Origin of the sequence: Heyndrickxia coagulans DSM 1 = ATCC 7050 (assembly GCF_000290615.1) — a bacterium.
Classification (GTDB): Bacteria; Bacillota; Bacilli; order Bacillales; family Bacillaceae_C; genus Weizmannia; species Weizmannia coagulans.
This window is the reverse complement of sequence record NZ_ALAS01000016.1, coordinates 1-8,340: the sequence shown is the minus strand read 5'-3', so window position 1 is coordinate 8,340 and position 8,340 is coordinate 1. Positions and strand designations below refer to the sequence as shown.

The 8,340-nt window shown below is 49.2% G+C and carries 6 protein-coding genes; 5 read left to right on the top strand and 1 reads right to left on the bottom strand.

What is annotated here, in order from left to right:
* Positions 1 to 243 precede the first annotated feature (243 nt).
* Positions 244 to 984, bottom strand: coding sequence for a polysaccharide deacetylase family protein (locus IC21_RS00645; RefSeq protein ID WP_013858122.1), 741 nt, complete (start codon positions 982 to 984; stop codon positions 244 to 246).
* A 138-nt stretch (positions 985 to 1,122) separates the two neighbouring features.
* On the opposite strand from IC21_RS00645, the gene IC21_RS00640 reads away from it, so the two are divergent.
* The 5 genes from IC21_RS00640 (at position 1,123) to cydC (ending at position 7,773) form a co-directional block, all read left to right on the top strand.
* Entirely contained in the window at positions 1,123 to 1,350 is a 228-nt protein-coding gene (locus IC21_RS00640; RefSeq protein WP_019722035.1) for a hypothetical protein, read from the top strand.
* 331 nt (positions 1,351 to 1,681) lie between these two features.
* The gene (locus tag IC21_RS00635) at positions 1,682 to 3,073 is read left to right on the top strand and encodes a cytochrome ubiquinol oxidase subunit I (protein ID WP_029142969.1); all 1,392 of its coding nucleotides are present in this window, start codon (positions 1,682 to 1,684) and stop codon (positions 3,071 to 3,073) included.
* Entirely contained in the window at positions 3,073 to 4,083 is a 1,011-nt protein-coding gene (gene cydB, locus IC21_RS00630) for a cytochrome d ubiquinol oxidase subunit II (protein WP_013858125.1), read from the top strand. The genes IC21_RS00635 and cydB overlap by 1 nt, the downstream gene beginning before the upstream one ends.
* 242 nt (positions 4,084 to 4,325) lie before the next feature.
* Positions 4,326 to 6,074: a thiol reductant ABC exporter subunit CydD gene (gene cydD, locus IC21_RS00625; RefSeq protein WP_029142970.1), complete on the top strand. Its 1,749-nt coding sequence runs from the start codon at positions 4,326 to 4,328 to the stop codon at positions 6,072 to 6,074.
* The gene (gene cydC, locus IC21_RS00620) at positions 6,049 to 7,773 is read left to right on the top strand and encodes a thiol reductant ABC exporter subunit CydC (RefSeq protein WP_029142971.1); all 1,725 of its coding nucleotides are present in this window, start codon (positions 6,049 to 6,051) and stop codon (positions 7,771 to 7,773) included. The genes cydD and cydC overlap by 26 nt, the downstream gene beginning before the upstream one ends.
* Positions 7,774 to 8,340 lie beyond the last annotated feature (567 nt).

The following is an 8,340-nucleotide window of genomic DNA, read 5'->3' as shown; positions in this document are numbered from 1 at the left end:
TTTTCGCTTGTGTTACCCATATCAGGACACATCCCTTCGTTAATATTATATTTCACTAAAGGGTGTCCATGAAACTATACTAGCATCAGGCTGTATACGCGGTGGAGAAGGAAAGAAATCTTTCCCTCCATCGCCATATCCCGGCAATCCGCAGCAGAAAGCATTATCAGCCATGGTACGGTGAGCAGAAACAAAGGCTCCCGATTCAGCGTTGCCATCCAACCTGTCCGGGAGCCCTGACCTTTAAGGGATCACTTTCGTTTCTGCTTTGCCGTTTGCAATCATTTCGGAAACGGTCACAAATTTTCCTTTATCCGACAAGTGACGGATGATTTGCGGCAGGGCTTTGTTCGTCTGCTTTGCGGCATCAGAAGCGTGCAGCAGGACAATATCCCCGTTTTCGGCTGTGCTTGCTTTTTCAATAATTTTTGCGGTGCCCGGGTTTTTCCAGTCATCGGTGTTGACGCTCCAGTGAACCATTGTAAGCCCCTGTTGGTCAGCGATTTTTAATGACGTTTTGTCAAAATGGCCGGTCGGGGAACGCAAAAGTTTTACATCCTTTATTTCAAGTTTTTTAAACACTTCTTGTGCCTTCTGCATATCATGCCGCACTTTAGCCGGTTCTTCATCCGTGTAATCCACATAGGCATAACCGAGGCTTCCGATCTCATATCCGGCTTTTTCAATCCTATTCACAATATCCGGGTGCTGTTCCGCCCACGCGCCTGACAGGAAAAAGGTTGCGGACTTTACGCCGTTTTTCTGCAACGTTTTCAAGATAGGGACGGCTTTTTCATCGCCCCAGCCAATATTAAAAGTTAACGCAATGCCGTTTTCTCCTTTAAAAACGGCTTTCGGGGTGCCTTTTGCTGAAAAAGTTGCCGTCTGCGCCAGCGTTTGGGTATAGATCAATAAGGCAGTAAAAAACGAGACAATGACAATGAAAAGATACGGTTTCCAGTTTCGCGATTTCGTATGGTGCATGATTCAACCTCCCGTTAAAAACTGCACTTGTCTTATTGTATGCGCCATTTTTTCAGGATTATGCAAGGAAAAGTGCTGTGATATTTCCCTTAAATTTGGTAAAAATAGACGTACCATGAACAGAAAGGGTGCATGCGGGTGTTAGGTCTTGTCGTCCATGAAAAAGAGCTGCTGGAAATGCAGTATTTGTTGAAAAGAGAAATGGAAGAAATTTTACTTGACCTGAATGATGAGCGGATTGAGCGGGTCATCAAAAGGGCCATGAAAGAACGGTACCGAATTCTTTTTAAGCTCCTGACAAAAGTCGCGCCCCAAAGCGAATATGCCCAGTTCGCCGTGTCCTATAGGCGGGAAATGAAACAGTAAAGAGCGGAGGCAGCCGCTCTTTTTTTACGGCTTTTTGGAAAAGAAGAAGCGGAGAGCGTTCTGGAAAAAAGGAAATTACGGACCTGGACCGGAAAAAATGGACGCGATTATCCCAGCCGCCCGAATGAGCCACCCCTCTTTTGATCACGCTTTCACAAAAAGTCAATAGGCCGGGAAGAATATTTTTCCAGAAAAATGATTTGTCAAATAATATTCGACAGTTTTTAACCGAATTGTCACACAGCTCCTATCTGTACCATAAAAAGATTAAATATAATATAAGTGTAATGAAAAAGTAACGGAAATATGGAAGAGGAGGGGATTTTGGGAAATGAGTGAAGTCATATTGGCACGGACCCAGTTTGCAACTACAACCTTGTTCCACTTCATTTTCGTGCCGCTTTCAATCGGATTGGCATTTATTGTCGCTGTCATGCAAACGCTTTACCTGGTGAAAAAGAAAGAAATTTACAAGAAAATGACGAAGTTTTGGGGAACCTTTTTCCTCATCAACTTCGCAGTCGGGGTGGTGACCGGGATTATCCAGGAATTCCAATTCGGGATGAACTGGTCGGCCTACTCGAGGTTCGTCGGGGACGTATTCGGCGCACCGCTTGCGATTGAAGCGCTGCTTGCGTTCTTTATGGAGTCGACTTTCATCGGCCTGTGGATTTTCGGTTGGGACAGACTCCCGAAAAAACTGCATCTGGCCTGCATCTGGCTCGTCTCGATCGGAACCATGCTGTCGGCGCTCTGGATTATGGCCGCAAACTCATTTATGCAAAACCCGGTCGGCTATACAATTCACAATGGCCGCGCCGAAATGAACAATTTTGCCGCCGTGCTGTTGAACCAAAAATTGCAGGTGGCTTACCCGCACATTATTTTCGGCAGCCTTGCCACCGGTGCGTTTTTCATCGCCGGTGTTTCGGCCTGGAATTTGATCAGGAAAAAAGATGTGGCCTTTTTCAAACGGTCTGTTGCCATCGCACTTATCGTCGGTCTTCTCAGCGGGCTCGGCCTTGCCTTTTCCGGGCACAGCCAGGCACGTTATCTCATTAATGTCCAGCCGATGAAAATGGCTGCTGCGGAAGGAATCTGGAAAAACACCGGGGACCCTGCGCCATGGACACTGTTTAGCATCATTGATACGAAAAATAAAAAGTCGGAATACAAGGTGCAAATTCCGTACTTGCTGAGCTACTTATCCTATGGCAAGTTTTCCGGATCCGTCAAAGGGATGAACGAGCTGCAAAAAGAATACGCGCAAAAATACGGGGAAGGCAATTATATTCCGCCTGTAAAAACAACGTTCTGGAGCTTCCGGATCATGGTTGCCACTGGCGGCATTATGATCCTGATGAGTTTGATCGGCCTGTACCTTGTCTGGAAGAAAAAAATCGAAAACAGCATGCGTTACTTGAAATGGCTGTTCCCTTGCATGTTTATCCCGACGATCGGCAACTCGTTCGGCTGGGTTATGTCTGAAATGGGCCGGCAGCCATGGGTGGTAAACGGCCTGATGAAAACGAGTGCGGGCGTTTCGCCGAATGTTTCGGCCGGCGAGCTGCTGTTTTCACTGATTGCTTTCTCGATTGTGTATACGCTGCTTGCCGTGGCGATGGCTTACCTGTTTATCCGCGTCATTAAACAGGGCCCGCAGGCAAAACCGATAGAAGACATTACTGCATCGGATCCTTTCAATACAAGGAGGTTTGTATAATGCAGTTAAATGAATTATGGTTTGTGCTTGTTTGTGTGTTATTTGTCGGATTTGTATTTCTGGAAGGTTTTGATTTCGGGGTCGGGATGAGCACAAAATTCCTTGCCAAAAATGAGACGGAAAAACGGGTGCTCATTAACACGATCGGGCCGTTCTGGGATGCCAATGAAGTATGGCTCCTGACAGCGGGCGGCGCCATGTTTGCCGCTTTCCCGAACTGGTATGCCACGCTTTTTAGCGGCTATTACCTTGCCTTTGTCGTCCTGCTGCTTGCACTCATTGCCAGAGGGGTTGCCTTTGAATTCCGCGGCAAGCTCCAGGCAAGCAAATGGAAAGGCATTTGGGACTGGGCCATTTTGCTTGGAAGCCTCCTGCCGCCGTTTTTGCTCGGCGCCCTGTTTTCCGGGATGATCAAGGGGCTTCCGATTGACCGCTCAATGACGATGCATGCCGGATTTTTCGACATCGTCAACCTTTACACGATCGTCGGCGGGCTGGCCTTTGTCGCCCTTGTCTATCTGCATGGCCTGATGTTTATCCGTTTAAAAACGGACGGCGAAATCCGTGAACGTGCCGGAAAAGCAGCGATGAAAATGTATATGGCTGCTGGCGCCGTCGTTGTCCTGTTTGCCATATTAACCGCTGTTTTTACAGATGCGTTTGTGAAACGGGGCGCCATTTTAATTCCAGTCTATGCCGTTGCCATTGTGCTTTATCTGGGACTGTATCCGCTCTTGCGGAATAAAAAAGAAGGATTGAGTTTTGCCGTAACCGGGTTGATTTTAATTCTTGTAACCGTCTCGTTTTTCGTTGCGCTTTTCCCGAACGTGCTGATCAGTTCCATGGGGGCGGCGAACAACCTGACGCTCTATAAAGCATCGTCAAGCCCGTATTCGTTAAAAGTCATGACGATTGTCGCATGCACGATGGTGCCGGTCGTGCTCGCTTACACAATTTGGAGTTACTATGTCTTCCGGAAACGGGTTACACCGCATGAATTGCATTATTAAAAAAGTTCAGGGGGCGGGGGTTAAAGATTGCCGCCCGCTGCCCACCCGGGGAGCGGATTTCGGGCAAACCGGGTGTTTTCTTTTTCATCCGGCACCGTTTGAATGGGTGCGGAGAAAACGCAGATTGTAGTATGAATCCGGCACAATCGCCCCGTGCAGGTGGAAAAAGATGCCGGTGAACGAATCAAAAAAGCCCTGCGTATGGCGGAACGGCCGGCCATACCGGAGAGGAGCTGGTGCGGATGGATAAACATCTGATGCAGTATAAAGGCAGCTTGAAAACTTTTATCATTGCCGGATGCCTGACGATGGTCCAATCGGTTGCCATTATCGTGCAGGCGGCATACCTGGCAAAAGCGATTGTCCATTTATATAAAGGGGTGCCGTGGCAGGAAACAGCGGCCGAATTTGGCATCTTTTTCGCCGCCCATCTCATCCGCCACTTTTTGCAGTGGGCAAAGTCGCGGGTTGCGTTCCGGTTTGCCAGCCGCACGTCCCTCCATTACCAAAACCTGCTCGTTGAAAAGCTGTTCCGCATCGGGCCGCGCGCCATCAGCAGGCATGGCACAGGCAATCTGGTGACGCTTTGCCTTGAGGGCATTCCAGAGTTCCGTACTTATTTGGAACTTTTTATTCCGCGCTTTATCGCGTGCCTGACGATCCCGGCTGTTCTCCTTGTGTATGTTTTTTCACAGGACGTTGAAACCGGGATTACGCTGCTCGTTGTCATGCCGATTTTAATCGGGTTTTTGATTCTGCTCGGGCTTGCCGCGCAAAAGCAGAAAGAAGCAAGGTGGGAAACGTACCAGCTGCTTTCCCGCCATTTCGTGGACTCGTTAAGGGGGCTTGTGACGCTAAAGTTTTTGGGGCGGAGCAAAAGCCATAAAGAAGCCATTTGGGAAGTCAGCAACAAGTACCGGATTGCCACAAACCGGACGCTCAGGATTGCTTTTTTATCGTCGTTCTCCCTGGATTTTTTCGCGACTTTGTCCGTGGCGGTCGTGGCCGTGGAACTTGGGCTCCGGCTGATTAACGGGCAAATCGGATTTGAACCGGCCCTTGCGCTTTTAATTCTCGCGCCGGAGTACTTTATGCCCGTCCGCGATCTCGGCAGTGATTACCATGCCACGATGGACGGGAAAGAAGCGGGCGAGAAGATCCACCGCCTGCTTGCCGAAAAAGAAGACTTTGGAACCGGGCTTTCTTTTCCCGTCCCGGTTTGGAACGAACACAGCACATTAACAGTGGAAGGGCTTGAAAAACAGTCGCCGGAAGAAAACCGGGCGATTTTGCAGGATGTCACATTTACCGCCCGCGGGTTTCAAAAAATCGGCGTGATCGGAATCTCCGGTTCGGGCAAATCGACGCTTATTGACCTGTTATCCGGGTTCTCCATGCCGGATGGCGGGCGGATCAGGATTGACGGTCTGGAAGTTCCGCATTTGTCCTTTTCCGAATGGCAAAAGCAGGTGAACTACATTCCGCAGCATCCGTATATTTTCTCGGGGACCGTACGGGAAAATATTGCCTGGTATGCGCCGGATGCGCCGCTTGAAAAAATCGAGGAAGCGGTCCGGACGGCAGGGCTTTCCGGCCTCATCGCCGGCTTTCCGGGCGGGCTCGATGAAAAAATTGGCCAGGGCGGACGGGCGCTAAGCGGCGGTGAGGAACAGCGGATTGCGCTCGCGCGGGCATTGCTGGATACGCGGCCGGTTATGCTTTTGGATGAGCCGACTGCGCATCTCGATATCGAAACGGAACAAGAAATTAAACAGCTGATGCTCCCGCTTTTTGAACAGAAACTTGTCTTTTTTGCCACCCACCGCCTGCACTGGGTAAAAGAAATGGACTTGATTTTGGTGATGGATGGCGGCAGGCTTAGAGAAGCGGGCACATATGAAGAACTGTACCGGAAAAAAGGCGCCTTTTACGAACTTGTCGAGGCGCAGCGGGGAGGGGCAGAACATGGCATACTTCAAGCGGTATATTAAACCGTATATCCGCCAGTACCGGTGGCTGATGGCAGCTACTGTCCTGCTTGGCATTGTTGCTTTTCTTGCTTCATCGATGCTCACCTTTACGTCCGGCTATTTGATCACAAGGGCGTCGGAAATGCCGGCGACAATTCTTTTGATTTATGTGCCGATCGTCGGCGTCCGCGCTTTCGGGATCGCGCGGCCGGTCGCCCGTTATTTTGAGCGGCTTAGCGGGCATAATACGGTGTTGAAGATTCTTGCCGATATGCGCGTCAAACTGTATGAAATGCTCGAACCGCAGGCGCTGTTTATCCGCTCCCGTTTTCAGGCGGGGGATCTGCTCGGCACGCTTGCCGATGACATCGAGCACTTGCAGGACGCTTATATCCGCACCATTTTTCCTGTTGTAACGGCGCTGTTTTTGTTTTTATATTCAGTTTGCACGCTGGCTGCATTTGACTTTCTGTTTGCGTTGTGGATTGCCATATTAATGGGGATCATCCTGTTTGTTTACCCGCTTTTATCCTTATATTTCATGAAAAAACGGCAAATCGCGCTGAAAGAAACACAGAGCCGGCTGTACCGGAGCGTCACGGATACTTTATTCGGCATCCGCGACTGGATCATCAGCGGAAAGAAAGAACGGTTCTTCCGGCAGTTTTATGAAGACAGCCGGAAGAGTCATGAAATAGAAAGAAAGATGTCTTTTTGGAACCATAACCGGAACTTTCAGCTGCAGGTCATCTCGGGCATCATTTTAATATTTGCCGGCATCTGGGCAGGGCATGCCGCAATGCACGGAGATATCGCCCCGACCTATATTGCGTCTTTTACGCTTGTAACCCTTCCGATTCTGGAAGGCATTATCCCGGCATCCGCGGCGGTGGAAAAGATTCCGGCATACAAAGAATCCCTGCAACGGATTGACACGATCCGGCAACATGTCCCGGATAAAAGCAGTCCCAGTGCAGTTCCGGGAGAGAAAGCGGAGATCCGTTTGGAACACGTCTTTTACTATTATGAAAACGAACCGGCCGCAGCTTTGAACGATGTGTCACTCACCATTCCCCACGGGCAGAAGATTGCCGTGCTTGGCAAAAGCGGGGCAGGCAAATCGACGCTTCTCCATCTGCTGATCGGGGCGCTGCAGCCTGCTTCAGGGACCGTTTCCATCGGCGGGCATGCCCCGGCAGCATACGGCGAAGGGATTCACCAGCTGGTCAGCGTTTTGAACCAGAAACCTTATTTGTTCGCGACAACAGTCGAAAATAACGTTGCCCTCGGACGCCCCGGCGCCACACCCGTAGAAATCGAGGAGGCCATCCGGCAAGTCAAACTTGACCGGTACCTCCACTCCCTTCCAAATGGGATCCATACCCAAATGGAGGAAACCGGCCAGCGTTTTTCGGGAGGCGAGCGGCAAAGAATCGCCCTCGCGCGGATCCTGCTGCAAAATACGCCTGTGGTCATTTTGGATGAACCGACTGTCGGGCTTGACCCCCTGATAGAAAAAGACCTGCTCGATACGATGTTTGAAGTTTTAAAGGATAAAACGGTGATTTTCATTACCCACCATCTGGCCGGTATGGAAAAAATGGATCAGATCGTCTTTTTGGATGAAGGAAAAATCGCCATGCAGGGCACACACGCGGTTTTAATGGAAAACCATGCGCGTTACCGCAAACTTTATCAAATGGACCGCGGGGGCGCTTGACCAGCCCCCGCTTTTTCCAGTGCTGCTGTTGCATCATGGGCGCCTGCAGTGAATTTGCCGATGATTTTCATTATTGCCTGTGCCGGGAAAGAAGCATCTAAGGGCCGATTGCAAAAAAATAGACACAAATTATGAAAACGTTTCCATTCATTTCTTCTTTGCGAACCATTACACTGAAAATGAACCTAATTTGGAAAGGGTGGTGCCAGTCCAAACATTTGATTTCACAGGAAAATTGGCAATCGTGACCAGCGGCGGAGGAGAAATCCGCTACGAAGCATAACGGTAACAAGCTAAATCCGGATTCCCTCCATAAGCTAAAAAATATAGAATAAAAATACACAAAGACTGTTGACATGGATTTGCTATCTTGGTATATTAGTAAATGTCGCTGCTTCACATGAGGCATGGCAGATAAAAAAGTGTTGACAACGCACTTTATACTTGATATAATGTAAAAGTCGCTGTTATGAAGAAACAGCAAAGATTGTTCCTTGAAAACTGGACAAAACGAAACGTCAAATTCTTTTTGAGCTTTTATCAAACATCTTTACTGAGAGTTTGATC

Coding starts and splice junctions, on each gene's coding strand:
- IC21_RS00645 (WP_013858122.1), bottom strand. CDS start 984: ATGCACCATACGAAATCGCGAAACTGGAAACCGTATCTTTTCATTGTC.
- IC21_RS00635 (WP_029142969.1), top strand. CDS start 1,682: ATGAGTGAAGTCATATTGGCACGGACCCAGTTTGCAACTACAACCTTG.
- cydB (WP_013858125.1), top strand. CDS start 3,073: ATGCAGTTAAATGAATTATGGTTTGTGCTTGTTTGTGTGTTATTTGTC.
- cydD (WP_029142970.1), top strand. CDS start 4,326: ATGGATAAACATCTGATGCAGTATAAAGGCAGCTTGAAAACTTTTATC.
- cydC (WP_029142971.1), top strand. CDS start 6,049: ATGGCATACTTCAAGCGGTATATTAAACCGTATATCCGCCAGTACCGG.